The organism is Pseudomonas sp. SDT291_1_S447 (genome assembly GCF_054070155.1).
This window is the reverse complement of sequence record NZ_JBSVXS010000006.1, coordinates 1-26578: the sequence shown is the minus strand read 5'-3', so window position 1 is coordinate 26578 and position 26578 is coordinate 1. Positions and strand designations below refer to the sequence as shown.

The window sequence follows — 26578 nt, the reverse complement described above, 5'->3', positions numbered from 1 at the left end:
GCTTTGCCTGGGTTTCTACTACCCCTCCGCCAGTAACTCAAGCATAGCTATAAATGAGTTATCGCTCAGTCCATCGGCTGCTTTTGGCCGACAGCGGTAGCATGCCAATGTCCGCTTTTGGCCGATAGCTGCCTAACTTGGATGACCACTTTTGGTCGATGCGGGCTTACGCGTGCATGCTATTACTCTGTTCATCTTTTCGCAGCGATTTGAGCCACGGCTCGGTTGTCCAGCAACGCGGCATTCACCGCGTCGCCGGACACTTGGTTAGAGGTTACTGCGTTGATAGCGGATCGAGTGGAAGGTCAACTCCTCGTCACCATCAAACAGCGACTCCTCTAGAGGGTTAACCACTCCGTTGGAGGTCGGATCGAACATTGATCCACTGGCCTGCAACGTTGGTGCTGTCTTTAGCTGTTCGGACAGCCCTTGGACACGCAAGACCTGCCCTTCGCGGATGGCTTTCTTCAGCAACTTTAGCGGTTGGCGCTCCACCAGTTTGAGCAAGGCCGGTTCAATATCGCAGTACAGCATCTGCTTGTCCCCATCGTTTTGGATCACGCGCCGGCTGATCAGGTGGGTACTGTGTAAGACTGTCTGTTCGATACAGTTCATCGACAGGCTCAGATCAACGCAGGCGTGGTCCGCCGGCAGGTCAATGCGCATGGCGTAGTGCGCACCGAACGTTGCGTGCTCGTAGCGAATGAAATCCCCTTTGTGTACCCGCTCCAGCACTTCCATGGCAAGGCTTGGATTGTCAGTCTGCAGGGTCAGGAGCGTTTCATTGGGCTCGGGCTTGATCTCCACTCGCAGTTGGCGCTCCAGAGTTGAGCGACAGGCGGGGCTGATGAATAACAGGTCACCCCAACCGTGCAGGGGCGCGCTGATCCAGCCTGCGGCCGCCGCGCCGTCCAGCAATCCATTGCATAGCGCTTGGTGATAGTCTGCGTAATCCCAATACTGGTGTTGTGTTGGTTTAGACACGATCAGCATCTCGATCTGCAGCAACTGGCCACCGAGCACAATGACTTGAGAGCAGTTATTGTCTTCGTCCGGGAACTGGATGTACTGGCGGCGCAACGGCGGGTGTATCACCGGTTCGGCGCAGGGCACGCCGAACACCAAGTACGCGTGGCCTTTGTAAAGGAACGGAATAAACTCCTCTCCCTCGTCATTGTAGCGGCGCTCCTGCGGCCACTCTTTCAGGCACTGTGCGAACCATCGGGCATGCATTTGCATCCGCGCAGATTCGGGAATCAGCGGTTCCACGAAGTCTGGCAGGTCGTCCCAGTCGTCTCCACGTTGATATTCGAACAGATAGTCTCGGCTTGCCTGATACCAAGGAGCGACCTCCCACATGATTTTCAGGTCGTCACCAAAGGGCTCTGCAGTCACTGGCTCGACAGTGATCTCTGCATCAAAGGCAAATAACCGCGGCCAGAAAATCCGAGTTCCCAACAGCAGTAGATCCTTCCCGTTAACACAGACTCGACTTTGAATCACCGCCAGTGGGTCAGGCCCCATGTCGGTGGGTAGCCACTCACTTGGCGTGATGGCCTGCAAAACGTCCTGCAGTGTCACTGGGTTGCCCGGTACCGCGAATACTTTCCGCAGCGCTTCACAGAGCTCTGGCAAATTGCGGTTAGTGATGATCAGTTGGCTGACCGAGGCCGCCAACGTGCATAGATGTTTGGCCAGATATGCTGTTGCACCCAGGGACTGGGGCAATTCGGCCAGTTGCAGCGAACCTTGAAGAGGGGGCTCCTGTTCGAGTCGGGCACACAGATCTGCCCAATCGGCACAGCCATAGGGGCCGCGCGCTAAAACGTATTTGGCAGTTGTCAGGTCGATATCGAACAAATCGCGCAGTTGCTTAGCCTGCACTTTGATAGTTTCGCGGCGTGTAGTCGGTACCATAAGTTCTCCGTTGCTCCCAAGGAGCGACATCGGAGACGCCCACCCGCCATCCCCGATGCCCGGAAGAGGCTCAGGTCAAGAGATTGCTGCGATGATCATGGTTCGATGCGGTTAGCTGCGGCCGGTGAGGCCTCAAGGGGTGGGCAGCCCGTCGACCATGTAGCGACGTGTGGCAAAACTAGCGCAAAGTGATTTGCGACGCAAGCTATTGGAATCAGGCGAAAAAAATCGCCCGTTCAAAACCGACTTTCAGGTTCAGGCTCGGAGGATAATCGCTACGGGGCTGTCTGACGGGGATTTGCGCCTGCGCGCCAGCACTGGCGGACAGGGAGGCTTTACGGTGCCCTGCTCCTTCTTCCTCACAGGTCCCTGCGCAGGCGTGGCTTGGGGACCATGCCGCGCCTGCGCAGGGAGCCGACAAGGCCGAAGGCCGCGTCAGTCCCTAAGGCAATGATATGTATGCCCCTACCCGAAAACGCGCAACTCACATGAACCGGGCCGTCACTGCAATCCGCAGTGACGGCCCCGCCGACGCCTCAACATCACGGGCAAATCCTGAATCCTAAAACGTGCGGCATACATGATGATGCCCCCATACACTGGCCCAGCAAAAACCTAAGACGACAGGTTCGAGAGTCGTCGTCCCAACAGCGCAAGACTCCTGCGAGCGCTGATCCAGCAGGATGGAGTTAGCCAGGTATGCAAGGTTCCAAAAGCATACCGCCCCATACCCATGGGACGGAGCCGCCTTTGTCTGTAGACCTATTCCCTAATATGCCACCACTACGCTGTCCCAAATAGCGGGCCTTGGCGCAATGGCAACTGCTTCCACTTAACAATCCCATCCATTTCCTTGGAGTGCTCATCAACATTAAAAACTAACTCATCCCGCTCCATCTCCGTCCGACCTTCCAGCAGGAAGGAAGACGGACGTCTCAGCCGAGACACCGGTGTTTCCTGAACACCATGCCCCTGCCCTTCGGGGATCTCGCATCGCGAGTTGGCACCAACACTTACCAATGATTTTCAGGACAGGACAACAGCACAAAACAAAGCTAGTGAGTGGATGGGATATGGACGATTTGACCTACACCCTGCGGCAACTTTGCCGGCGCAATCGCGATGGCAGTCACAACACTCAGGCCGACCGTATCCGCTCATTGGGGCTGATCGCTCGCCAGCTGAGTGAGGTTGGCTTCCGTCAGATGAAAGCCCCCTCGCTCAAGGGCAAACACGTACAGGCACTGCTGGATCGATGGCAAGGCGAAGGCCTGTCAGTTGGCACCATCAAAAATCGGCTTGCGCACCTTCGATGGTGGGCTGAAAAGATCGGCAAGGCTGGCATTCTCCCCGCGGACAACACGCAACTGGGTGTGGCAGAACGGCGCTTCGTCACAAACGTCAGCAAAGCTCAGGAACTGGGAACAGACCTTGGCAAGATCACCGATGCCCATGTACGCATGAGTCTCCAGCTTCAGTCCGCTTTTGGACTTCGCCGTGAGGAAGCGATCAAATTTCAGCCCAAGTACGCGGATCAAGAAGATCACATTCTCCTCAAAGGCTCATGGACGAAGGGTGGGCGTGATCGCTCTGTTCCGATCACTACTTCGCAACAGCGCGAGGTGCTGAACGCGGCACATCAGTTAGCGGGAGCCAGCTCATTAATCCCGGCTCAAAAAACGTATATCCAGCAGAGAAACACCTACGATGGTCAGTGCAAGGCAGCAGGCCTGAGCCACATGCATGGGCTGCGTCATCATTATGCACAAAGCCGTTACGTAGCTTTGACAGGATGGAAGGCACCGGCGGCAGGAGGAATCTCGTCCAAGGAATTGGCGCCAATGCAGCGTTCTCAAGACCGTGCTGCTCGACAAATTATCAGCCGTGAACTCGGGCATGAGCGAACACAAATTACCGCTACGTACCTCGGCCGATAATTCGGGACGTTCGACGGCGATCCTCAACGACCCGAATCTGAAGGAGGTAGTCACCTCAGGCAGAGAGAACCCTCACACAACATTAGGAAACAGTCGAAAACCGATTACTGGATTGACAGAAAAAGGCCTCAGGGGCATTTTTGCTCTGCATCTAGCTGATTCGGTCAGCACCCCAAGCCGCCAGGATCCTCAAGACGGCGCTGCGGTTCTCCGCAGGATCCACCAAATGACCGCATAGCTTCCGGCAGCGCGGACAGTCGACTTGAATGTCGATGGAAGCATGACTTTCCCACCCACGACGGGCCTTTCCCGTCGTGGGGAAGGCCTTTTTTGCTTTAGGAGGCCTTAATGAAAATGGAACTGGCGATGTATCAGGCACTTCGCGCAATCGACGTACCTGAGCTCAAAGCCGAAGCGGTTATCCAAGCATTGGAATCTGACATGCTCACACTACTCGCTACGAAAAGTGATCTCACAAACCTTGACCAGCGGTTGACTGCAGAGATTGGTAGAGCAACTGCTGAAATCGGCAAGGCTAGCGCTGAGATTGCCAATACTAATCATCGTCTGACTGCAGAGATCGCTAAATCTGATCTCAAGTTGTCCATTCGTATGGCTTCCATGCTCGCCGTGACGATTGGCATCTTGATCGGGGCGATGAAAGTCTTCTTATAGTTTTCTTAGCGATTGATGAAACCACGAAAATCACCTGTCCTTCGACAGGTGATTTTTTTCGCGGCTCTTGGCGACGGGCAAGGCAGTGAACTCGACTCTCCCACAGCGGACATCAACCAGAAAATTTTCCACCCTCTTCCCTGCCTTTGATCGGCCGCCGCTTTTTTGATGTACCTCCCTCCTCTTCTGCGTTCGCATCCCATGCGTTATCTACAAAATTCTTCAAGAGCTTCTCCTGTCGTTGAGTAATTTTGGCTGATGGATGCATTCCATGCCTGGATGATTGCCCACGCGAGCTTGCGCACGAAGGTTTGGGAATTAACAAAGCCTTGGATTACAGTCTCAAGAGCTGGGCGGCGTTGAGTTGGTATTTGGACGACGGCACAGTACCCATAGACAACAATCACATAGAGAATCAGATACGGCCATGGGCGCTTGGACGTAAGAACTGGTTGTTTGCCGGGTCGTTACGCAGTGGGAAACGTGCGGCGGCGCTGATGAGCTTGATCCAGTAGACCAAGCTCAATGGGCACGATGTGTATGCCTATTTGAAGGACGTCCTCGCTCACCTGCCCACACAGCGGGCGAGTGAAATCGGGGAGTTGTGCCGCGTCGTTGGCAACCAGCTTAATTGTGCAAGACGGGATGCCCGACCGCTTACGTTGAAGATCCGGGAAGCCAAGGCCAAGGCTGCAAAAGCCAAAGCTGAAGCAGGACCCTATGAGGACGAGTATAACGCGGCCTTGGGCCGGGAGCTTAGGTTACTTCGTGCATGGGAGAAGTCGGAGCGTCGTTTGCGCCGAATCGATAATATGGTACCCATCCAACCACTGGGCCGCCCCTGATCTATTTCCACTGATGGGTAAGGGCAGGCCGCAGCAAGCCGCCCTGCTCGCCCTCTCGGGACAATGACGAGCGGGATGGGCCCCCTGGAGGTCTAAAGCGAGTACTACGCTGTCACTTCGTAGTTTTCTGGAAGTCCAAAATGTAGCAATCCCCGATAACCGAGCGAGGTATTAGGGTGACAGTTATTCCATTTTTATCCTCAATGTGCACCTTCTTTCCCAAAGCCAGATAGATCGCACCAGTTACCCCTCCATCGACTGAGAAGTCCTGAGCGTACATGTACATTCTCTGACTGCCGTCATGTATCAGCGAGAATTGCCCAACCATTCCCTGGATACCTGACCACGATGTTTTCTGTACTCGCGAGAATGCCCCTGGCTGATCCTTCAGGGTGACTTTGTTATCCTGGCTAAAACCTACCAGCGTGGTCGAGTAACACTCAGAGTGGGAAATGAAAGCTACCACTGCCCCTTTCGCTGTAAGTTCACATTCTGCCAGCCCATCGGCGTTTGTGGACAAGGTTTCCAAAGTGATTCCGTCCGCGCTCAATAGGTGGACGCGAGCTCCGTCGGCTGGGATACCTGACTGGCGATCTATCTGAAACCGGATTACGCGCGGTTCCAATCTAGCCCTGCGCCTACTCGAGCTCAGCTCCAATGCCTCTTGTAAAGAGTCCCGCAGACCGATAGCTATCTGGTCGCTTAGCTGATGAAGTTTTGAAGCCTCTTCGCTTCCTGCCCCGAGGTATCGGGCCTCAGAGCTCCATAGCGAAAGCTTAAGACCCGCCCCGGTACGCCAGTGAAGCGCAATTCGGGCTGCAGTAGTGATCATCGGATGTGATGCGGTGTCTACTTCAACGGCCAACTCAAGGCTTGCTTTCTCTTCACCTGGAATTGAAATGACCAGCTGAGACGCGTTTTTCCCACCGTTCAAATTGCACCTTAGCTTGTCAGATACCTGTGAAACCGAGTGTTGCAGGGCGGCCATGAATGGAGACAGGTTCTCAATCACTCTAGCCACAGCTTCCTCGTTCGCCTGGGCCTGCTGGGCCAAATGCTCGCGCTCCGCCTCCTCATTCAGGTGCAAGTCCTCCAGCAGGGCAAGGTGCTGACCAATGTCGATTTTAATTGGCATAGATTTCTCAACTCGGGGGGCCAGCCATGCCTTCATTTCAAAAGCAAACTCAGCCATGGAGGGGCGATCGGAGGGGTTAAAAGCTGTCGCGGCAGCGATCAATTGATCCAAGGCCGCTGAGCCTAGCTGGCCAGGAAGGTAAGAGCCGATGCGAAACGCCAAATGAACGGGGGTGTAACTGCCAGGCAAAGGGTATTGCTGGCCAGTTGAAAGCTTCCATAACGTTTTGGCTAGAGAGTAAACATCCACACTCTTGCCATTAGAGCTCTTGACGTTATTGAACATTTCCGGGGCCAGGTAGAACAAGGGGCCGAGCTTGCCGCGTGTAGCCGTTACCGCTTTTTTTCCTTCAAAACTTGCGAGGCCAAAATCTCCGACTGTCCACCGCCCCTCATAAAAAAAGAGATTTTCTGGTTTGATGTCACGGTGTGAGACATCGAGGTCGTGGATGCTAGCCAAGATGGTGGCGTAAGCACATACAGCGTCAACCACTTTACGAAGCTCTGGCTTATGACCCAGCTTCGCCATAAGCTCAGTTGCCAAACCAGTCATGAACCACATCGAGTCAGATTGCTCAAAATCACTTGAGGACTCAAATACAGGAAGCACTCCAGCAATGCCTGCGCACCTACGCATTGCCTCAATCTCGTCCTGGAAACGATCCTTATCTATCCTGTCTCCACGATGAAGGATTTTTAAAGCCCTTAACTGACCATTCCGCTCTAGGCGAAACACCTCGCCGTTCCCACCTCCTCCAATGCGTTTAGTTATTTTCCAACCTTGAAGTTGCTCGCTGCTGGGAAGCTTTACCTTACGTTTATGTGTATTCATCACTGAAATCCGCAATCCCGAACCAATCCCTCGACCCTACATATAGCGTCATACTCAACGTTTAAATTGACGTTTGGCTACCATAGGCGCCAAAGAGATCTACGCCCAATTACCGAAAATAGCCCACCTACCATGGGTCATGGTCAACCAGCCCGATATCCCAATATGATCAAACTGCTTGGTGCGCCCCTTCCTCTAGTGACTCAAATATCGCAGCCGGCGTTGCCACTACTTCAGTGCCATAAGCCTTGGCTAGCGGCTGCAGTACGCTGCACATATAGCGATCGGCTCGGAAGTACGAAACGTAGGGAATGTACAGGGCATGAATTAGGTCAACAAAGTCACTGGCCTTCGGCTCTCGACCATTCTCCCCAAGCGACTTGTGAAGCGAGATGTAAAAGGCATTGACGCAGACGAAAAGGCCTGGACAGTAGCGCTCAATCAGCGAGGCGTCTTCGCACTTGGAGGCTTCAGGCAGCAGGCTTTCAAGCAGGCGATTCACGATGTCGAGCATCCCTCGCTTTTTCAGTTTCGTCCAGCGCTCGCCCCTTACACTGTGCATCGCCTCAGCACGTTCGGGTATCGACAGTTGAGCCATCTGATCATTAAGGTCGTCAAGCGTCTGCTGGCAGCTTGCGAGGAGTTGCTGCGCCGGTTTCCTGAGCCATTCAACGACCGCTCCCAACTGGTGGTGGTTGTGGATGAACCACTGGGACATGAAGGTAGGGTCACGCAGGCTCTCCAGGAAGGCCTGGTCGGCTTGCGCGCGCGTGGCAGTGCCCAGCACATACCGCTTGAGAACTGCCGCATCGCGCTTACGCATGGGCACCTTCTTCAACAGCTCTGTGAGATCAAGCGTCTCGCCAGTGGTCTTCTCAAAGTTGCTGCTGAAACCACCCTGCTTGGACATGTTCTTCTGGAGGATCCGGCGCGCGTTGCGGTTCATCTGGTGCTTGGCCATCTCCTCCTGCATCATGCCAGGGATGTCCAACTCATCCAGCGGGCTCATCAGCGACCCCATCTCCGGGAACCAGCCACCGTTGGCATCCAGCACATCTACAGGAGCTGGATCGCGCTGCACCAGCCGCAACAGCTCGGTCTTCATCAAGCGATCGTAGGAAATCATCGTGGTGCGCCCACACAGCTCAACCATCAGCGCAGTGCGCGCCACGCCTGCACTGGCGTATTGCGCCTCCAAGGGCGACATTTCTGCGATGTGCGCCCCTGAATACACAAACATAACGTCCTTGCGCTTCTTGAGTGCTCTCAAGGCTGCTAGCTGCTGGCTCTGTGCGGGCTCCAGACGAGGACGGGTGAGGGTCGAATAATCAGAGCTATCGAGGTAAATAACGGTTGGCTTGCTAGATTGCATTTCCCTGTCCTTGTCAGTGGCGCGCTCAGATGACAGCCGCCGGGGAGCAATCCCGGCCCTGCCGATCATCCGAGAAAAACTTCCGCTCTGCCACCTTTGGAACTCGACACCTCAGCCTCCGCCCGGAGGCCAGTACAGAACCGTTGCGCCAAGTAATCAGAGTTGACGCATCAACTCGCGCACCAGTCGCTCGAACCCTCCATTGAGGGGGGCCTTGGCGTCCAGAGGCCGGATGCGTATGTGCTTGGTACTGGTTGCGCGGAAGATGGCGCCCTTCATCTGATCGTAGGCTTGCGCCTGGGGATCATCATGGAAGCTGCTATCCAGCTCGATGAAGTACTTCGGCTCGTAGCCACTGCCCACATCAAATACGACGCTGTCGACGATTCCTCGGCAAAGTACGACCTGGCCTTTTCTAACAAATGATCTTTGATCGCCGGATAATCAGTACGCAGCTCAGTGCCACATTGGGTATGGGAAAACCCGGCGCACCGCCTCGTAAAAGTTCTCTTCCTACTTCGATTTAAAGCCGGATGGTCTTTGGCTTTCCGGGCGTCACTTCCGTGGTCCGGACTGTCATATTTTCTCGCATGCTCGCCGCAACAGCCTCTGGCTTGGACTGTAGGAAGGACTGGATGATCTCCTTAGCCAGCTGACGGTGCTGATGCGACTGGGCATAGTTCAGCAGTGCTGAATGCTTGGTCTCTTGCATCAGCTTCAGCCGCTCATGAACAAATCGACCCACAAAGTCTTGGCTGAAGCCATGCTGCTTCAGCTCAATGAACAGGTTGGTGAACTCGCATTGCCTAGAGCGCTCAACAAGTCGACGCAGTTCGGCGAAGGAGAAGAACCCAGTCTCAAAGAAGCCGGTCATTTGAGCCTGATAGGGATCTTGCAGCTTCCCCCTTCTTTTTCTGGTAAAGAAGCTTGCCAATCGCCTCTAGCTTGGCTTGCCCTCCACCATTGATAATGTCTCGTATGTTTGAAAATGAGGAGTTGAGAATGTCAGAAAGTTCGCTAAGCAAAATCGAAAAAATCCATCTCTGGTCTCAGATTTTGGCACAAGCTATGACGATCATCGCTGCGATCGTAGTCGCGGTATGGGGCTACTACTCCACCGTGTATGTGAAAAAAGAAAAGGAAGTTACAGAATACACACTGAAGGAAATGGATCAGAGGACGACACAAAAACCACATATCCAGGCGAAGGTCGAATCAACGGTTCAGCCACTGATGGATGGACAAAACTTGCTTCAAGTAAAGGTGATACTGTCTAACCTTGGGAACAAGGAAAGCAAAGTCACCTTTGACGATGATGCCTTGACACTGATACCGGTTGCCTTTGCAAATGGGAAACCGCTTTACCAGAAACCGATTAATCTTCTTTCTGGTCGGTACGCTGGAACCCTCAACCGCGCACCTCTACGATTTGTGAATGTTGGAGCAGGTGAGAGCTACGAGATCACGTTCGTACAGAACCTCGAAAATCCAGGTATTTATCTCATCCACTTCCTCGCCCTCAACGGTATAGAGCCCTCTCCGGAGGACTTTTTGATCACAGGTGGCGTGCAATACAAGTACTCCGTTGGCGCAGACCAATACTTGGTTGTGAAATAAGTACCGCCTTTCCCCTCAGCTAGCCAACGCTTTTGACCGAATGTTGTAGTTTGTCAGTAGTCGCTTTTGGTCGTTTTCTACCTTTGGCAAACTTCAGATACGTATCGGTTGCTGCCGAAAATGGGTCCTTCTGGGTGGCGTACCTTGGGAAATAATCTGCCATCTTGCGAGCATGCCGTCGTAGTCATTGTTGGTTACACAACCACGGTGCGCTCAAGGGTATTCCATAACGTATTCCATCAAAAAAATCTTCCCCAATTTATTATTAAAAATTAGATAGATACACGATAAGTTCAACTTACCCCGGCCCACCAACTCTCAACGACAAAGCCCGCCAAGTGCGGGCTTTGTCGCATCTGGACATCAGCCAAACCGGGGATCCACGACCGCAGCCTGTAATCGTTCAGGCTCGATAACCCCGGCGATGCTCCGCCAACCTACAAAAAAGGACGACACAATGTCGTCCTTTTTCCTACCTGCACTCATACCCCATCAACGAGCAACACTAACCAAATCCGGACGGCTGGACTTAAGCATCGCCTCATTAACCTTGCCCTGAATCGAGCAAGTAAACATCCCCTTACTCCCAGCACTCAGCTCTTCCGGAGCCGGTTCAATCAGGAACACCCGCTCAGCACTGTCGACCACCAGCTTACCGGCAGTGGCGGCAGGATCTTCCGGCTGCCAGCTGGATTTGCCGTGGGACCAGATTTCCGCGCGTGCGTAGAGGCCCTGCGACATGTCCAAGCGTGGGCCGCCCGCTTTTTCCAGTTGAGTGTGGAGTTCGTTCGGCGTCTGCTTGGCGTAGAAGCCCCAACTGATGATGCGCGTGCCCATCAGATCCATGTCTTCGGCGTAAAAACCGGTCAACGACATGCCATCGATCTCGACCGGTTTGGCAAACATCCAGCGCTGCCCCATGTCGCTCTTGGTGCCGCCGGACAATTTGATCTGGCCATTTTCGATAGAGCTCGGCACCAGATCCTTGATCAAAGGTGATTGCACAACGGCCAGCGAGTGATCGTCACAAGCGGCAAACGACGCCACCGGCGAGGGGGCAGCGGCAACGCTGAAAGCAGAAAAGAGGGTCACAAGCGGCAGCAGGAAAAAGGGTTTCATGGAATGACTCGAATGAAAGACTGAAGAAACTGACAAAAAATGATATCACAGTGATATCAAACAACAGACTTCAGACCTTCAATCAATGCTCATGCCGATGATGCACATCCGGAAAATGCGCATGCCGGTGACGCATCGGCGTATGCACATGCGAATGACTATGCGGCTCCCTACCATCCCACTCAAACTCGTGCGTATGCTGGTGATGCTCATCGTGTGTGTGGCGATGTTCATGCTCGAGCCGTTCATGCTGATGCTCATGAGTATGGTTTTCCATCAGATGAATCCATACCCCCACGGCCATTAACGCTGCAGCGAGCAGGAACATCAGCGATACCGACTCGCCCAGCAGCAGAATCGAGATAGCGGCGCCCAGAAACGGTGCTGTGGAAAAGTACGCGCCAGTTCGCGCACTGCCCAAGCCACGCAGAGCGAGGACGAACATCACTAGGCTGACGCCGTAACCGAGAAACCCGACTAGCAGGATGGGCACCAGCGAGGCGGCTGCGGGCAGTTGCTTGCCGATGAACAAGGCGAGGCTGCAGTTAACCAACCCCGCCACAAGACCTTTGCTGCCCGCGATAAACAGCGCATCCGAGGCAGACACCTTACGCGTCAGGTTGTTGTCGATGGCCCAGCAAAAGCAGGCAAAGGCGACGGCCAGCGGGCCTGTCCAGTCCTGCGCCGAGACGGCCTCTTGTGGCCATGACAACACGACACCACCCGCCACGATGGCGAGCATGCCGATCACGATTCGCCGATCGGCATTTTCTTTGAACACTACCCACGCCAGCAGCGCCGTGAGCACTGATTCCAGATTGAGCATCAGTGACGCGCTCGCGCCGGACGTTCTGGTCAAACCGAACATCAACGCCACCGGCGCCAGCACACCGCCGAAACCGATGGCACCGACCAGCCACGGCCATTCGCCGGGTCCGAGTCCGGAACGCTGCCAGCCGCGATCGCGGGCAAAACGCAGGACGGTCAACCCCAGACCACTGCCCAGATAGAGCAACCCGGCCAATAGAATCGGTGAAATCTGTACGCCCAACAGCTTGGCGAGTGGCGTACTGGCGCCAAACAATGCTGCCGCAACCAACGCGTAGAGCACGCTCACATTCATGACGGAATCACTCGCTCGGGCCGATTAAATACCGACGACAATCATGGCAGAACTCAGGTGAGAATTATGTGAACCGTTCCCTGAAGGATCGAACATCCAACGTCGGCCGCCTCTTCAAGCTCCCACTCAAATCCAGCAACATTTAATCCGCGCAATCCAGGACGCTGGTTCGACGCAGCCTCTATGCTGCAAACATCGAGATGAGTGGAGTTGAAGATGAAGATCTGGATCGCCGCCACGCTGGCAGCACTGATTTCCCTGCCGGTCCACGCAGCAGATGCTGGCGCCGTGCGCGTCGAACCGATCGCGTTCACAACCAGTGCGGACAGTGTCCAGCGCAAACAGTCGATCAAGGGTGACCAAACGGCGGAGTACCGATTCAACGCCAGGGCCGGCCAGATGCTCACCGTCGATTTCAAACCGTCCAACCCCTCCGCCTACTTCAACATCACCGCCAAGGGCGCGGATTACGCGCTGTTCAACGGCTCGATCATGGGCAATCATTTTTCCGGCTCACTGCCTTCAGATGGGGAGTACACCGTTCAGGTGTACCTCATGCGCAATGCGGCACGGCGCAATGAAGTCGCCAACTATGCGTTGTCTCTGAGGCTCGCCGCGGCCGATGCGGTGGACGGGACAAAACCGTTCGAGCAGTCACTGGAATTGCAGGGCATCCGCTTTCACGTCAGCCGTGAACAGGTCGATGGCCAATCCGTTTTGCGCATTGAACCCAAGGGCCTGGAAATCGATAACAGCGCGATCACCCGGCCGCTCAAGGGCGAAATCGTCCGCGCCGAGATTGGAGACCTGAACAACGACGGTTCGCCCGAAATCTACGTTTTCACCCGCATTTCCGGACGCGGCATGCCGGGCGATGTGATTGCCTATTCCGCCAACCACAAGAAATCCCTGAGCGAAATCTACCTGCCGCCGGTCAGCGACAATCCGAAAATCGCCGAGGGCTATCAGGGCGAGGATTCGTTTGCGGTGGTGGAAAACGCGCTGGTGCAGCGCTTCCCGGTGTATGACAGCACTGACGCAGGCGCAGGCCGCACGGGGAAGATGCGCCAGGTTCAATACACGTTGATGGCGGGCGAAGCCGGGTGGGTTTTGCGCGAAGAAAAGGTGGCGGAATATTGAGCTCCGTCACCGGACTCTAGCCAGCGGATAAATCCCGAAGGCGCTTTATCGCCAGGCCCTCCTTCCCACATCGAACGTCCTAGGAAAATTCCCGCAACACGCGTCGACTTTGATGAACTGGTGGACAGTCCCTCAGGGCGTTACGCTCCACGACCACTGCCATCCAATGGACGGTTTGGCAGACGCAATTGCAGTGAATGTTCACTCCACGGAGCTACGTCATGAAGAAAATCACCCGCCTTTCGCTAGTTGGCCCGGCACCTTCCGACGCGCCAGCGTCCAGCACTCAAACCCAATCGAATACCACCGCACGCAACGAGGCGCAGAACCGGCGGCGTAGAGTTCCTCTCAATCAGCTCATCAGGGTACGCGACGATGTCGACACGCTGACCCTGCTCACCCACGCCAGCGAGATTCTCGACTCTCTGACGGCCATCAGCGCCAACTTTGCCGATGAGTTCGACGGTTCGAAACGCCATGTGGCGGTGGCAATGAAGCAATTGAGCGCGCTGGCCGAGATCCTGGTCTGCCGGGCACGGGACAATCTTGATCCGCAGAGCGCGCCGCCCTCATCCAGCCCTGAAACCTGCCATTAACGGGCAAAGTCTGTGCACGTTTATTGACGCATCAGACACGGTTGGAGCCGCCCATCGAGATGAATTTTTCTTCACTGCAGCTGCGCGGCCAACCCTTGTACAGTCCGTTCGCTCATTCAAGAAACTACGGTTCGCCCGCGCTCCTGCGGGCTTTTTTTTGCCTGAAACAAAGCCCCTTCTTCGCCACGACTTGCCGTGACCCCGCTGATTGCGCGACTCTGCTGGAAGAGCCCACACTTCGGAGCGCCCGATGCCGCTGTTGACCCTGCCCTGCCAACGCCTGACGCTAGCGATACTCGCTCCGGATCAGGCCGAACTTGAAAGTGAGTTCTACCGACGCAACCTGCGCCACCTCGCGCCCTGGTCACCGATCCGCACCACCGAATATTTTTCCACCGAGCAGATTCGCCGACGTCTTGAAATACAGGCCAGCGCGTTCGAGGCCGGGCTGGCCATGCATTTCGCGCTACTGACGCCGGACGGCCAGCAGATGATCGGCGCGTGCAACTTCAGCGGCGTCATTCGTGGTGCCTTTCAGGCGTGTTATCTGGGTTATCACATTGATGAGGCCCAACAGGGTCAGGGCTTGATGCAGGAGGCGCTGGAGGCTGGCATCGGTTACATGTTCGATACCCAGAATCTGCACCGGATCATGGCCAACTACATCCCCGGCAACGAGCGCAGTGCGCGCTTGCTTGAGCGGTTGGGCTTCGAGCGCGAGGGTTACGCCAAGGCGTATCTGAACATTGCCGGGCGCTGGCAGGATCATGTGCTGACGGCGCTGGTCAATCCGCTGTTCGAAACGCCGGAGAAGCGTTGGTCGCGCCAACTGGCCTAGCTTCACAATTTGTTCAGGATTGCCGACGTATGCTCAGGCCTCCCGCCCCTTCCGGTTGCCTGAACCCCATGTCGCGTGCCGCCACTTCGCTGTTTCTGCTTGCCGCCCTGCTGTTTTTCTTCGCGCTGGGTGGCCATCAATTGCAAGGCTCCACCGAGGCCCGTGTCGCCGGGATCGCCATGGAGATGCACCTTGATAACGACTGGGTGACGCCGCGCCTGTTCGGCGAACCGTTTCTGGAAAAACCACCACTGAGCCTGTGGCTGGATGCTGGCGCGATGCGCGTGTTCGGCGTTTCACCGTGGGCCGTACGACTGGCGTCAGCGGTTGCCGGGTTGCTCAGCGTGATGCTGCTGTACGGCATGTTGCGGCGTTTCGAGCGGCCGAAAATGGTCGCGTGGACCGCAGGAATTCTGCTCGCGACCATGGCCAGTTACTGGAGCAATGTGCGCGGGGTCGGGGAGGATGCGTTGCTCGCCCTCGGCGTGACCACGGCGCTGCTGGCCTTTTTCCAGGCGCAACGGGCGTCGACCACGGGCAACTCGCTGTTGTTTGTCGCCGGGATCGCCATCGCTACATTAAGCAAGGGTGTGCTGGGGCTGGCCATGCCGGGGGTGGTGATTTTTGCCTATCTGCTGGCGGACAACCTGATGGACAAGCGCCTGAAAATCGCCGACTGGTTGCGACCCGGTTTACTGACTCTGGTCGGCTTGATTCCGCTGCTGATCTGGCTCGTCATCCTCTTCCAGCACGGCGGCGCACAAGCGGTCAAAGAAGTGCTGCTGACCAACAGCGTCGGACGCTTCAGCGGTTCGTTCGTCGAGGCAGGGCACTACGAACCGTTCTATTACTACCTCGCCAAACTGCCGGAAGCCTTCCTGCCGTGGAACATTCTGGTGTACCTGGGGCTCTGGCATTTCCGTAAACAATTGAAGGCTAACCGCTACTTGCTGTTTTTCAGCCTGTGGATCGTTGCGCAGTTCATCATGCTGACCTTGGCGTCGAGCAAGCGCACGGTGTACCTGATGTCGATGACGCCAGCCGCAGCGGTGATCGCAGCGGAGTATGCGGGCGTGCTGTTCGAGCGCTTGAAGCAGTACGAATCAGGCAATGGATTCGTAGGCCGAATCGCCCGACAGCGTCAGACACTGGCAGTGGGTGTGCTCACGCTGGTGATCGGCAGTTATCTCGCTGCCGCGCAGTGGGCACTGCCCCACGCAGACAAAAAGCTTTCGTTCCTGCCGTTGAGTGCAGAGATTCAGACGCTGCAAACCGCTGGCCATCAAGTCGCGCTGTTTCAGGCCAACGAGCGGGTCGGTGGCGCCACGGTCTTCTACACCCAGCAAGTACTCAAAGGGCTGGATACCGAAGTGCAGCTGCGAGATTTCCTCGCGGCCTCGCCATCCCATGTCGTGGTGATGGCCGGCGACAGCGAACCCGCCGCCCCACTGAAAGTACTCAAGACCATGATGGTCGGACGACAGGCGTATTACTTCGTCGGCTATTGAGGCCTGCGCAGCCGCATAAAAAAACCGCCGATGATTGGCGGTTTTTTTCATTTCATCCGAACGGGTTCAGAGAGAGACCTCAGACTGCGCAATGAAAGCTTTCTGCGTGCGCTTGCTCAGCACCGGCACATCCAGCCGCGCCCGTCCGTAGAAGGCCAGCGCTGTCAGCAAACACGCCAGCCAGACGAAGATTCCGGCCCAGAACGTGTGGGACATGTAGTGCCAACCTTGCAGGACACGAGTAGTGCCATAAACGAACCCCAGCAACAGTGAGCCCCACAAGATTGCACTGGAAAAACGCCATTGATAGCGCCGCGCCACGAAATACAGCGCCAGCATGGTGAAGCCGCCCGACGCATGACCACCCGGCCAGCACCGGCCGCTACCCGCTTCATGGAACAGTTGAAAGTTGCTGTACCACTCAATGTGGGCCATTTTTCCGCCGTACAGCGTGGTCTCGATCGGGCAGTAAACGCTGGTGTGGGATTTGAGGAAATGGATCACCCCCGTACACACCGCAAACGCGACCACCACAAACAGAAAATCCCTACGGTGATCAGCGGCAAATCGCAGCACTGGCGCGACTTTGCTACGTTCCAGCATTGCGCCGAGGCGCGGACGTTTCTGCGGATTGACCAATGGCCAGACCACCGATAGCAGCGCGCCGATCAGGGCGATTTCCGCCGTCCAGTTGGGAATGATCCGCGCCCATTTGTGCGTGAGCTTTTCAAAAAAGTGGATTTTGTCGAGCGGGAAGGTCTGGGTCAGCGGATCGAACAGCAGGTTGCTGAAGGCGATGTCGATTCTGGTCATGTCGAACATCAGGAACACCAGCACCGCGCAGGCCAATGGAACGCCGAAGTTATAAACGTAGAAGCGGGATTTCATCGGGTATTCACCGTGCGCCAGTCGGAGGCTTCAATAAAGCCGAGCATCTTGGGAGCCGCCGGGCTGGCAGCGGAAACAAACAATGACGAGCCGTAACCCATGTCCGAGGCCGAAACTTTGAGGTCTTTCTCGATTTGCGCCATGCATTCGCTGTGGGTCACCAATACCAGGTTGCGACCGGGAACCTTGTGGGCCAACGCGTCCTGCAACATGCGGCCCCGGCAGTTGATCAACCAGTCGTCACCGCTGGCGGCATGGTTGAACATGTAACCGGCGGTCTGCACCGTGCGCATCGATGGGCTGTTATAGATGTCGGCGTTGTTCAGGCCCAGTTGTTCGAACCTTGCACCGACCGCCACCGCAACACTGCGCGAGCGATCGGTGATGCCGTCGTTGCCACTCAGGCACGCGGCTTTGGAGTGATCGCAGCGCTCGACGTGACGCACCAGCACGATCATCTCGCCCTTGGCCCAACCGGCTGCCAGCGCCTGCGCACCGGAGACATTGCCATGGGCGAGATCCGGCACCGCCGCCGGCGCCAGCAACCACAGGGTAAGCGGGATCACCAATACCGATGCCGCCAACACCACCCAAGTGTTGCGAAAACGCGCCAAAAAGCTCAGATCAATCGAGCGTTTGACGCCGAACAGACTCAGTCTCAATTCCACAAAAACCGCCTCGCCACTGTGCATCACGGGTTCATTCGATGCGGCGAAGGTACAGAGGCGGGCGTGGGCAGCCAGTGAAACCCATGTGAAAAAAGTCTTGGGATCCGATGTTACAAATTCCGTAGGACAAAATCCTTTCAGCTCTGGGAAATGCGGCCGATACAAACCTGCTAACACCCTTGCTGGCTCAAAAAAACAACAATCTTCCAGCCTAACTGACGACAAGAAACCCAACGTTTCTGGAGGATTTTTGATGAATAGCTGGTTCGGCAACATCAGCGTGAACATGAAATTGGGCCTGGGCTTCGGCCTGGTGCTGGCCCTGACCTGCGTGCTGGCCCTGACGGGCTGGACCAGCCTCGGTGGCCTGATCGACCGCAGCAACTGGATGAGCGACATCACCCAGCTCAATGCCGGTCTGACCAAACTGCGCGTGGTGCGCCTGCAATACATGCTGACCAATGGCGATGAAACCGCCGCGCAGAATGTACAGACCACCCTTGAAAGTTTTGCTGCGCAACAACAGAAGCTGATCAACAGCTTCAAGAGCCCGGAAAACGTCAAACTGCTCAAGGAGCAGGCCGCGACCATCGCTGAATACCAGACGTCGCTGAATAAAATGCGTAACGCCTATCGCACCGGCAACAGCGCCCGCGACAGCATGAGCGTGAGTGCCGAGACCGCGTACAACCAGATCGAATCGATCAGCAAACGCGTGCAGCAGATGGACATGAGCGAACAGCGCTTCGAACAGTTCCAGGCGATCACCGCCGCCAAGGAAGCGTTCATCCTCGCGCGTTACGAAGTGCGCGGCTACACCGCCACCACCAACGCCGAAACCGAGCAGAAAGCCATCGGCCAGATTGACGCCGCCATTGCCAGCCTCAAGCAACTGAAAGTGCATTTTGCTGACTCGCAGCAAGACGCCCTGCGTCAGCTGGAAACCGCACTGGTCAACTATCGCAGCGCGTTGATGGCGTATAAAAATGCCAACACCGACGCCGTGCAGGCCCGTAAGGAAATGACTGATCAGGGCGCCGCCATCGTCACTACGAGCGAGCAGCTGTATCAGATCCAACTCGACCGTCGCGACATCGAAAGTGCCCAGGCCCGCACCTTCCAGTTGATCAGCACCCTGCTGGCATTGCTGGTTGGCGTGATTGCTGCGGTGATCATCACCCGTCAGATCACCCGTCCGCTGCAAGAAACCCTGGCCGTGGTCGAGCGCATCGCCAGCGGCGACCTGACCCAGAACGTCACCGTTACCCGTCGCGACGAACTCGGCGTGCTGCAACAAGGCATCGCCCGCATGGGCGTGACCCTGCGCGACTTGATCAGCGGCATCCGCGACGGCGTCACCCAGATCGCCAGCGCTGCCGAAGAACTCTCGGCCGTGACCGAGCAGACCAGCGCCGGTGTAAACAGCCAGAAGGTCGAGACCGATCAGGTCGCCACCGCCATGCACGAGATGACCGCCACCGTGCAGGAAGTCGCGCGCAACGCCGAAGAAGCCTCGCAAGCCGCAGCCGCCGCTGACGGTGAAGCCCGTGAAGGCGACAAAGTGGTCAACGAAGCCATCGCGCAGATCGAACGTCTGGCCAGCGAAGTGGTGCGTTCCACCGAAGCCATGAGCGTGCTGCAACAGGAAAGCGACAAGATCGGCAGCGTCATGGACGTGATCAAGGCTGTGGCCGAACAGACCAACCTGCTGGCGCTCAACGCTGCGATCGAAGCCGCGCGCGCCGGTGAAGCCGGTCGTGGTTTTGCCGTGGTCGCTGATGAAGTTCGTGGTCTGGCTCAGCGTACGCAGAAATCCACCGAAGAAATCGAAGGCCTGGTCGCCGGTCTGCAGAACGGCACCCAGCAGGTTTCGGCCGTTATGAGCAACAGCCGCGCCCTGACCGACAGCAGCGTCGCCCTGACGCGCAAGGCCGGTGCGTCGCTGGAAAACATCACCCGCACGGTGTCGAACATCCAGTCGATGAACCAGCAGATCGCCGCCGCAGCCGAACAGCAGAGCGCCGTGGCCGAAGAGATCAGCCGCAGCATCATCAACGTGCGCGACGTGTCGGAACAGACCGCAGCGGCGAGTGATGAGACGGCAGCGTCGAGTGTTGAACTGGCGCGTCTGGGTGGTCAGTTGCAGCAGATGGTCAGCCACTTCCGCGTTTGATCCTGATTTCGCGCTGAAGCCAAAAACCAATCGCGGGCAAGCCCGCTCCCACAGGGTTTTGAGTCGTTCACAGATGTTGTGTTCGACTCAAAACGTGTGGGAGCGGGCTTGCCCGCGATTGCGTCAGGCCTTTCACCGCTTCACGTCAAACCACACCGTGCATAAAAAACTCAACCGGTACTTTAAAGAACTCGGCGAATCCCTTTATCTGGGCAACGGTCATTTTTCGCTTGTTATTCAATATCTCTGAAACAGCACTCTGGGTCGCAATCTCAGACAAGTCCTTCTGTTTGACACCTCTTTCCGACAGCAGAAACGCCAGCGCTTCAGATTGGGACGAATAAGCAATCAACACCGTTTCATTCTCGTACTCATAAACCCGATCAGCCACAAACTCCGCAAATCGTGCCGCAGCATGATCCTCGGTGCTTGCGTGGGAATAAAGCTCATCAATCAGGGCCATTCGCACTTGCAGATCGTCATCATTTTTTATCGGATCATGGCAGGCAGACAACAACTTGGACAAAGTCGCTAGCTGATCGCCCAGCCCCTCAAGCATGGGTGAAATATCGGCTATGAAGGAATCCAGTCCTGTCGCTTCGACTTTATTACGCTTCATTGAGATCACCTTTATTTTCGTTAAACATAAATAGCGTATTTCATTCTGGCCAACTACTTGACATCACTCTTCCACCATTTGTCGTATCCGGAATGGGGAAGAATGTCCTTGATATAGATAGTGCCAGTCTTCGTGTTGATCCACGTAATGACACGGCACTCGTTTTTCTTGATATCAAAAACGTAAATATCAAGCGGGCCTTTCTTGCTCGTCAGCCTCAGCTTCGAGTGAGGGATACGATCGACGTTCCAACCTGAGGCGCTGGTCCAGTCTTGACGAAGCTTCTCAAACGACTCGAAACGCAGCGATGCTCTGTCGAAGATGGTTAGCCACAAGGTGAGAGGATCTCTCCACTGGCCATGAGTCTCAATGGCCCGCGCAACCGCCGCTTTTGTGATCACTCTCATACAATTTTCGGTTCTTGTATCCCTACATGCGGCCAAATTATCTCAAATACAGATATCTGTAAAGCAGATATTTTTAGCTCCACAGAACAAACCTGAAGCCAAATGTATCCGTGGCTTCGGGTTTTTTCTGTCAGTGGTGGACTTAGACTTCAGTCATTACCGCGTCCCACGCTGCCGCAACGCCGACGGCATAAAATAAGCATCCTCCGGCACCGGCTGCGCGAAATCGACAGTCTCCGCTTCTTCGTTATCAAGGTTCTGCACGTAGTAACGCCGTGCCTGCAAATCGTGGAAAACATCCAGCGCACTCCACGTCGTCGGCAGGTCGTAGAAGTTTTTCAGGTAAGCCATCGACACCCGCCACAACTCCCCTCGCCCGTCGTATTGATCAACCAGTGCCGCGCCCCAGCTGTCTTCATCGAGAAACAGCACGCGTTTGGAGTAGATGTGTCGCGAGCCCGGTTTCAGGTTGCCTTCCACCACCCAGACCCGGTGCAGTTCATAGCGGGTGTATTGCGGATTGAGGTGGCCCGGGGTGAGCAGTTGCGCGTACTTGACGTCGGGGCTGGCGACTTTGTAGTTGTTGTAGGGAATGTAGATTTCCTGTTTGCCCTTGAGCTTCCACTCGTAGCGATCCGGTGAGCCGTTGAACAGGTCGGTGTCGTCGGCGGTGCGCAGGCCATCGGATGAGGCGATCGGCGTGTCGTAGGCGAGGTTCGGTGCGCGGCGCACGCGGCGTTGGCCGGCGTCGTAGATCCAGGCTTGGCGTGCGTCCTTGAGCTGATCGAGGGTTTCGTGCACGAGTGCGGCACCGCCGGCCAGGCGTGCGGGGCTTTTCACGAAGGCGAGGTAGTAGAACAGGATGTTCTTCAGGTCGGCGAACTGGCCGTTCGGGCGGTAGTAGTTGAACAGCGCCTCCTGCTGCGAGGTCACCAGCGCGAAGCTGCCGTTGCGCTGTACCGGTGCTTCGGAAGCGCGGCGCACGACGTAGATGCCGCGGTAGCGGGTGATGTGGTTCCACAGCACTTCGACGCCATCCTTGGGCACCGGGAATGGCACGCCGCCGTAGGCATCGGAGAAGCCGCTGCCGCCTTCGAGCAGCTTGGCCGAGGTGGCGTTTTTCAGGGTGTTGTCGTACAGCCACTGCGGTGCCGAGCCAGATCGCCGGGATGGGTAGATCGGCATCTGGAAGGTGTCGGGATAGCTGTTGAACAGGGCGATCTGGCCAGGGCTGAGGTGGGCTTTGTATTGGTCGAGATTGGCTTTGGTGATGGTGAACAGCGGTTTGTCGGCCGCGTATGGATCGGGGTGATGCTGACCGGGCTTGTAGCCGGCCGGAGCTTGGGTGATGCCGCCGGTCCACGCGGGAATCGTGCCGGCGGCATTGCCCGCGCGTTCGGCGCCCATGGGGGTCAGGGTGGTTTTCAGTTGTTCGGCTTGTTGTGGGGTGATGGCGGCCAGAGCGGTGCTGGCAGCCAGGCCCATGACGAGCGCCAGCGTGGTCTTGGTCAATCGTGAAGTGTGAAACATGATCTTCTCCAGAATGCAGAAACCTGTGGGAGCGAGCTTGCTCGCGAAAGCGGTGTGTCAGGCGACACCTGTGTTGAATGTGCCGGCCCTCTTCGCGAGCAAGCTCGCTCCCACAGGGGAATGAGGTGTCCCAGAAATCTCGTGTGAAACTCACAAGAAATACTTGAGATTGAACCCGACGTTATCGCGGTCGCGAATGCCGTTGTTCTGCCCGCCGCCGTAGAACTCGGTGTATTGCAGTTCGGCTTCGAGCTTGTTCTGGTAGTTGGCCTTGATCCCCAGCGTGTAGGCCTTGCGCCCTTCGATGGTGTTGCCGGCCTGATAGCTGTTGCCCTCGAAATCGTCCTTGTAGACGATGTACGGCGAGACGTTGACCCCGGCATACACATCGTTCCAGGTGCCGTTGAGCATCGCCGTGTAGCTGTAGGAATTGCGATTGACCTGATCGTCGCGATCACCGCCCGACACATAGGAATAGTTACCGGTGCCTGCGTAATAACGACGACTGCCGTCGTAGGCGGTGTATTGCAGGCTGCTGCCGCGCAAGTGTTCGGAGGCCAGTTCGAAGATGCCAAACAGCGAGTCAAACGAGGCCGTCGGGCCGAAGTTGTAAATGGTGCCGAGCGAGGTGTTGAACGCTTCGACACGTTCGGCGTTGTTGATCTCGCTGTTGAGATTGACCATCTGTCCGCCGACGTTGATCGACCTGCCCGTCACCGCCACGGCAGCACCGTTGGCCAGGTCACCGATCAAATCGTTGGTGGCCGCAACACCAATCGGCAGGTTCGGCCGATAAGCAATCTCACCAAACACCGAAGCCTCGCCCAGCGTGGTGTTGAAGCTGAAGCCGTACATGCGAATGTCTTCGGCATAACGCCGATGCGCCTGGATATTGCCCATCACATCCGCCGTGGCCAGACCGTTGGCCAGCGCCCCGGCCTGACTGCCAGCGACGCCCGCCAGCAGATTGGTCAGCGCATCCATGTCGATGCCTTTGTACCCGCCCAGATCGGCAGCGATGGTCGGTTCCTTGGCGTGGTAATTGACCATGTACAACCCGAACTCGGTGCTGTTGAGCTGTTCGGCGATGTAGCGAAAGGCAAAGCCGAACTGGCCATCGTTGCGTGCGTTGTAGTCCTTGCCGATGCTCGCCACTTTCAGTGTGTTGCCGTAGGCCGGAGTGACGCCGTTGGCGTACAGGCCAGTGGTTTGCAGGGCGGAGTTCAGCAACGGGTTGTTGCCCAGCGCGCTGTATACACCGATGACGTTGCCAAACCCCGGCACTGGGGTATCAAGCGCCGTGCCGCTGAAGTTGTTGTACCCGGTGTTGCCGCCGTCGGCGAACAGGTCGGTTTGCGAGTAGAACGTGCCGACCGGGTCGATACGAGTTTCCTTCCAGTTGGTCTGGTAGAAACTCTCCATCGTCAGCGAGTCGGTCAGGCCGATGTTGAAGCTCAGCGCCTCGACCGGCACCAGCACTTCCTTCACTTCGGCGCCGGGCAAGCGGTACTTGGCGGCGTCCACCGGGTTGGTGGTGTTGATCCCGCCGCGATAGAAAATCCCCTCGCCCCAGTTGAACACCTGCCGACCGACGCGAGCCGTCACCGGCATCTGCGCAACGTCCCAACTGCCATGCACATAGGCGTCGAGCATCTCGATGCGGCTGCCGGCGATGTCGCGAGTCTGGCCGGTGAAGTGGTCATCCTGCGGGTAGCTCTGGCTCGGTTGCGACGGGCTGTTGTTGTCGTAGTAGTCGTTGCGCTTGTCCATCAGCTGCGTGTCGTAAAACGCGGTGCCGCGCACGAACACGCCGTAGTTCTGATAGTTGGCTTCAAGCTCGGAGGTGATCTTGTACACCTCGGAAACCAGCCCGGTGTCGAAGTTGCGATTGCCGTCGTTGGTGTTGACGTCATCGTTGCTCTTGTCGCGGCCCTGCACCCGCCACAAACGGCCGTAAGACAAGGTCGTGTCGAGGGAGCCGGTGACCTGCTTGTCCATGAAGCTGAACTCCACTGCGTGCGCCGCATCGACTGCGCACAACTGCAGCAGCCCTGCCAGGCCGACACCGGGGAGCGCGGCGCCTGTCAGGCGCAATCGAGTGTTGATCATGTGTTCCTCCTTCCCTGTTTTTTATTGTTTTGTTGTCCTGCCGCGATGGCTAGGGCGCCAATCCCGCGCTGACGTAGATTCGGCTGTGCGAGCCGAAATGCCCGAGTAACTTGAACAGTTGCTGGTTGAGTGCGGGATGGTCGAAATCTTCTCGGTGCAGCTGATTACCGCTGCTGAAATCACTGCTGACCGGCGCGGTTTCCAGCCACTGCCCGATGGCCTCGTCGAAGACTGCGGAGTCGTTGACGGACTCGGCGCTGACCACTTCGCGCAGGTAGTCGACCGAGTACGGCGGGTAGGTTTTGTCCTGAGCCACATCGGCGTAGGCAGCAAGCATCGGATGCGGCTGGCCGGCGCGCAGCAATCGGCGCAGCCAGGTCGATTGGTATTTCTCGACTTCCATGTGCCGCGTGGCGACGCGCTCGATCGAGGCCTGTTTGTCCTCGGCGAAACCGGCAATTGCCTTGCCTTCCAGCAGCAAAAGATTGGCGAGGTCGACGCCGGGCAATGGCTTGGCGTGATACGGCTGGGTCAGGTCCTGAATGTGATGCAGGCCCCAGCCGAGAAAGCGATAACCCCAATACGGATGACCGCTGGCAAACGCCAGTCGCGCCAGGCCCATGTATTGATACGCGCGCCAGTCCGGCCAACTGCGCTCGAGGAAACCGGCAGCGGCGTACACCATCGCGCTTTCATGGAAGAAGCCCATGTGGAACGGCGCCTGCGAGCTGTATTGGAAACGCGCATCACCGAACGGTTGCGGGCCGAAACCGTAGAGCGCACCGACGTTGCCAGGGTTGTCGCTGAACAAGTTGATGTCGTGGCCGTAATCCGGCTCGTCGGCGGCGCTGGCGAGCACCGCAAGAGGCGCGACTTTTTCGTGCTCGGCGATAACGATGAAACGCTGGCGATTCCACGGCGAAAGGGTTTGCTCGACCATGACTTGATTGGCCTGCAAATGCTCACGCTCGGGCAGGTCTTTACCGGGTAATGGCTGGATGACCATTGCCAGATGTATCTCGGGATTGATGCGCAGCGCCGAGAGGAAATCGTGGCGCAGATTGTCACTGGGCACCGCTGGCAATTTCAGCTTGTCGGGGCGTGGTGGGTATTGAGCGAAGTGCGCGCGGGCGAAGGTTTCCTGTTGTTCCAGCAGCGCCAGCACGGCCGGGTATTGCTTGGTGAGAAACAGCTCCAATGGCTCTACTTCAACCTGGGGCGCATCGCGCAACGCCGGCAGTTCCTGCAATGCCAGATAGCTGCCCACCGTATGGTTCGACCAGCCCCAGGCGCTCGGGGCCGTTGCACAAAGCAGCAACAGGAGGAAGGTCAGCTTCATTGCTTCTGGTTCTTATTGGCGGTGCCGAGGGGGATGAGCCTAACAACCGACCCCGCCGCTGACACTGTCCGATCTCACCAGAAAAGTTCTCCGATGGCGCCAATTACCCGATATCAAAAACACCACTGCCCCCTGTAGGAGTGAGCCTGCTCGCGATAGCGGTGTGTCAGTCAAATAGATGCTGGCTGACCC

The 26578-nt window shown here is 56.7% G+C and carries 22 protein-coding genes and 2 pseudogenes; 11 read left to right on the top strand and 13 right to left on the bottom strand.

From position 1 onward, the window contains the following. Positions 1-267: 267 nt before the first annotated feature. Positions 268-1917, bottom strand: a complete 1650-nt coding sequence (locus ACW9IR_RS03820) for a hypothetical protein (RefSeq protein ID WP_457461743.1) — start codon at positions 1915-1917, stop codon at positions 268-270. 1073 nt (positions 1918-2990) lie between these two features. Here ACW9IR_RS03820 and ACW9IR_RS03815 point away from each other — a divergent pair. From ACW9IR_RS03815 to ACW9IR_RS03805, 3 genes and pseudogenes are all read left to right on the top strand, one after another. Then, a complete protein-coding gene (locus ACW9IR_RS03815) occupies positions 2991-3854 on the top strand; it encodes an integrase domain-containing protein (protein ID WP_457461742.1) in 864 nt (287 codons plus the stop codon). A gap of 348 nt (positions 3855-4202) precedes the next feature. Further along, the gene (locus tag ACW9IR_RS03810) at positions 4203-4529 is read left to right on the top strand and encodes a hypothetical protein (protein WP_335943920.1); all 327 of its coding nucleotides are present in this window, start codon (positions 4203-4205) and stop codon (positions 4527-4529) included. 270 nt (positions 4530-4799) lie between these two features. Further along, positions 4800-5160 (top strand): annotated as a pseudogene (locus tag ACW9IR_RS03805) (IS66 family transposase); the annotation flags it as partial. A gap of 326 nt (positions 5161-5486) precedes the next feature. On the opposite strand, the gene ACW9IR_RS03800 reads toward ACW9IR_RS03805, so the two are convergent. Both ACW9IR_RS03800 and ACW9IR_RS03795 read right to left on the bottom strand, forming a co-directional pair. Then, a complete protein-coding gene (locus ACW9IR_RS03800) occupies positions 5487-7340 on the bottom strand; it encodes a serine/threonine protein kinase (protein ID WP_457461741.1) in 1854 nt (617 codons plus the stop codon). Between the two features lie 169 nt (positions 7341-7509). Next, positions 7510-8712, bottom strand: a complete 1203-nt coding sequence (locus ACW9IR_RS03795; protein WP_457461740.1) for a hypothetical protein — start codon at positions 8710-8712, stop codon at positions 7510-7512. Between the two features lie 162 nt (positions 8713-8874). Between ACW9IR_RS03795 and ACW9IR_RS03790 the strand changes: the two genes are divergently transcribed. After that, entirely contained in the window at positions 8875-9138 is a 264-nt protein-coding gene (locus tag ACW9IR_RS03790) for a hypothetical protein (RefSeq protein WP_457461739.1), read from the top strand. A 97-nt stretch (positions 9139-9235) separates the two neighbouring features. On the opposite strand, the gene ACW9IR_RS03785 is transcribed toward ACW9IR_RS03790, so the two are convergent. After that, complete coding sequence (locus ACW9IR_RS03785; protein WP_457461737.1) at positions 9236-9646, bottom strand: hypothetical protein; 411 nt, start codon at positions 9644-9646, stop codon at positions 9236-9238. Positions 9647-9714: 68 nt separating this feature from the next. Between ACW9IR_RS03785 and ACW9IR_RS03780 the strand changes: the two genes are divergently transcribed. Beyond that, a complete protein-coding gene (locus tag ACW9IR_RS03780) occupies positions 9715-10329 on the top strand; it encodes a hypothetical protein (protein ID WP_457461736.1) in 615 nt (204 codons plus the stop codon). Positions 10330-10821: 492 nt separating this feature from the next. On the opposite strand, the gene ACW9IR_RS03775 is transcribed toward ACW9IR_RS03780, so the two are convergent. Both ACW9IR_RS03775 and ACW9IR_RS03770 read right to left on the bottom strand, forming a co-directional pair. Further along, positions 10822-11448 carry a hypothetical protein gene (locus tag ACW9IR_RS03775; protein ID WP_457461735.1) on the bottom strand — a complete coding sequence of 209 codons (627 nt, stop codon included), beginning with the start codon at positions 11446-11448 and terminating at the stop codon, positions 10822-10824. Positions 11449-11530: 82 nt separating this feature from the next. Then, positions 11531-12571, bottom strand: coding sequence for an EamA family transporter (locus ACW9IR_RS03770; RefSeq protein WP_457461734.1), 1041 nt, complete (start codon positions 12569-12571; stop codon positions 11531-11533). 216 nt (positions 12572-12787) lie between these two features. On the opposite strand from ACW9IR_RS03770, the gene ACW9IR_RS03765 reads away from it, so the two are divergent. From ACW9IR_RS03765 to ACW9IR_RS03750, 4 genes are all read left to right on the top strand, one after another. Continuing rightward, complete coding sequence (locus tag ACW9IR_RS03765; protein ID WP_457461733.1) at positions 12788-13711, top strand: hypothetical protein; 924 nt, start codon at positions 12788-12790, stop codon at positions 13709-13711. A gap of 221 nt (positions 13712-13932) precedes the next feature. Further along, positions 13933-14307, top strand: coding sequence for a DUF6124 family protein (locus tag ACW9IR_RS03760; RefSeq protein ID WP_110718979.1), 375 nt, complete (start codon positions 13933-13935; stop codon positions 14305-14307). A gap of 250 nt (positions 14308-14557) precedes the next feature. Beyond that, complete coding sequence (rimJ, locus tag ACW9IR_RS03755) at positions 14558-15145, top strand: ribosomal protein S5-alanine N-acetyltransferase (protein WP_457461732.1); 588 nt, start codon at positions 14558-14560, stop codon at positions 15143-15145. Positions 15146-15174: 29 nt separating this feature from the next. Then, entirely contained in the window at positions 15175-16653 is a 1479-nt protein-coding gene (locus tag ACW9IR_RS03750; RefSeq protein ID WP_457461731.1) for an ArnT family glycosyltransferase, read from the top strand. A gap of 66 nt (positions 16654-16719) precedes the next feature. On the opposite strand, the gene ACW9IR_RS03745 is transcribed toward ACW9IR_RS03750, so the two are convergent. After that, complete coding sequence (locus ACW9IR_RS03745; protein WP_150731430.1) at positions 16720-17541, bottom strand: phosphatase PAP2 family protein; 822 nt, start codon at positions 17539-17541, stop codon at positions 16720-16722. Then, positions 17538-18209 carry a lipopolysaccharide core heptose(II)-phosphate phosphatase PmrG gene (pmrG, locus tag ACW9IR_RS03740; RefSeq protein WP_181429339.1) on the bottom strand — a complete coding sequence of 224 codons (672 nt, stop codon included), beginning with the start codon at positions 18207-18209 and terminating at the stop codon, positions 17538-17540. Before pmrG ends, ACW9IR_RS03745 begins: the two co-directional genes overlap by 4 nt. 253 nt (positions 18210-18462) lie before the next feature. Between pmrG and ACW9IR_RS03735 the strand changes: the two are divergent. Both ACW9IR_RS03735 and ACW9IR_RS03730 read left to right on the top strand, forming a co-directional pair. Beyond that, positions 18463-19524: pseudogene (locus tag ACW9IR_RS03735) on the top strand (methyl-accepting chemotaxis protein); the annotation flags it as partial. Further along, entirely contained in the window at positions 19519-20382 is an 864-nt protein-coding gene (locus ACW9IR_RS03730; RefSeq protein ID WP_371748303.1) for a methyl-accepting chemotaxis protein, read from the top strand. The pseudogene ACW9IR_RS03735 and the gene ACW9IR_RS03730, both read left to right, overlap by 6 nt. Positions 20383-20527: 145 nt before the next feature. Here ACW9IR_RS03730 and ACW9IR_RS03725 read toward each other — a convergent pair whose 3' ends face one another. The 5 genes from ACW9IR_RS03725 to ACW9IR_RS03705 form a co-directional block, all read right to left on the bottom strand. Then, positions 20528-21001: a helix-turn-helix domain-containing protein gene (locus ACW9IR_RS03725; RefSeq protein WP_100846304.1), complete on the bottom strand. Its 474-nt coding sequence runs from the start codon at positions 20999-21001 to the stop codon at positions 20528-20530. Between the two features lie 53 nt (positions 21002-21054). Beyond that, positions 21055-21408, bottom strand: a complete 354-nt coding sequence (locus ACW9IR_RS03720) for a type II toxin-antitoxin system HigB family toxin (RefSeq protein ID WP_224794809.1) — start codon at positions 21406-21408, stop codon at positions 21055-21057. A gap of 156 nt (positions 21409-21564) precedes the next feature. Next, positions 21565-22938: a DUF1329 domain-containing protein gene (locus tag ACW9IR_RS03715; protein WP_457461730.1), complete on the bottom strand. Its 1374-nt coding sequence runs from the start codon at positions 22936-22938 to the stop codon at positions 21565-21567. 150 nt (positions 22939-23088) lie between these two features. Then, positions 23089-25047 carry a DUF1302 domain-containing protein gene (locus tag ACW9IR_RS03710; RefSeq protein ID WP_457461728.1) on the bottom strand — a complete coding sequence of 653 codons (1959 nt, stop codon included), beginning with the start codon at positions 25045-25047 and terminating at the stop codon, positions 23089-23091. 49 nt (positions 25048-25096) lie between these two features. Beyond that, positions 25097-26386: a phospholipase gene (locus ACW9IR_RS03705; protein WP_457461726.1), complete on the bottom strand. Its 1290-nt coding sequence runs from the start codon at positions 26384-26386 to the stop codon at positions 25097-25099. Positions 26387-26578: the final 192 nt, after the last annotated feature.